Genomic DNA, 1124 nt, shown 5'->3' on the forward strand with positions numbered 1-1124 from the left:
GGCCGGGCCGGGGCCCTTGGCTTCGGCGGTGGTGGAGGACGCGATCGCACCGGTAGCAACCAGCGCGGTGAGGGCCAGAGCGGCGAACTTGGTGTTGATCGACATGACTGAACTCCATCCTGTGCAAGGCGGGCTCGCTGCCCGCATGCACAGTGGTCGGCCTGTCGACGGCGCCGGTTCGGTGGGCTCAGAAAGCAGTGTGCGCCAGATCACATGGCGATGAGATCAGGCAGACGGCGTGTTGCCGAGCCGCGCCAGGTCGAAGCCATGGACGTCGGCCAGGAGATCGCAGAACGCACGTGCGCCGTGATCGATCAGTTGTCGCCCGATCTCGGCGGACGCGCCGCGCGCATCGCCGATGGCGCCGCTCGGATGCAGATCTTCGGCCTGCCAGGCGAACGGCGCCGGCCGCTGCGCCGACAGCAGCTTGAACTCGCGCTCGATCGCGATGCTGGCCGGCGTGAAGTCGGCGATCTTGTCGGTGCGCACCTGATCGGGCGCATACGCCAGCATGATCGAGGTCTCGGTTGCGCCGCCATGAATGCCGTGCTTCAGCTCCTCGGCGCCGATCAGCCCCTCCGGCACGCCGAAGCGCGACCAGCCGGTGGTGACCACCAGCATGCGGTGCCGCGCGCGCAGCTCCTGCGCCACCAGGCCCATCGCGGCGCTGTTGCCGCCATGACTGGTCACCATCACCAGCTTGCGGACGCCGGCACGCGCGACGCTGTCGCCGATTTCGGTCCACTGCTTCAGCGCGGTTTCGGCCGAGAGCGTCAGCGTTCCAGGAAATGCCAGATGCTCGGTCGAGATCCCGACCGGTTGCAGCGGCAGGAAGCTGGCCGGCACGCCCTTCGGCAACAGCTCGTTCACCCGCGCCAGATAAGCCTGCGCGATGATCACGTCGGTGCCGAGCGGCAGATGCGGGCCGTGCTGCTCGGTGGCGGCGAGCGGCAGCACGGCGATCCAGCGGGCCGGATCGGCGCCGGCCATCTCGGGCCAGCGAATCGCGGTCCAATCGCGGGGCGGCAATGCGGTCATCGGCCGAGGCCCGTGGCGGTCGGAGGTTCAAATGCCCGCATGGTTTCGCTATCAATCCACTGGCGTGATCGGCTGCCGTGCGTCGG

General features: G+C 68.8%; 1 protein-coding gene. It reads right to left on the reverse strand.

Annotated elements, in window-relative coordinates; all coding sequences use genetic code 11:
• Nucleotides 1–225: 225 nt before the first annotated feature.
• On the reverse strand, nucleotides 226–1038 hold the full coding sequence (locus tag I5M_RS26390; protein ID WP_022724136.1) for a creatininase family protein: 813 nt from the start codon (nucleotides 1036–1038) through the stop codon (nucleotides 226–228).
• Nucleotides 1039–1124: the final 86 nt, after the last annotated feature.

Origin of the sequence: Rhodopseudomonas sp. B29 (genome assembly GCF_000333455.1) — a bacterium.
GTDB lineage: Bacteria > Pseudomonadota > Alphaproteobacteria > Rhizobiales > Xanthobacteraceae > Rhodopseudomonas.

Coding starts and splice junctions, on each gene's coding strand:
- I5M_RS26390 (WP_022724136.1), bottom strand. CDS start 1,038: ATGACCGCATTGCCGCCCCGCGATTGGACCGCGATTCGCTGGCCCGAG.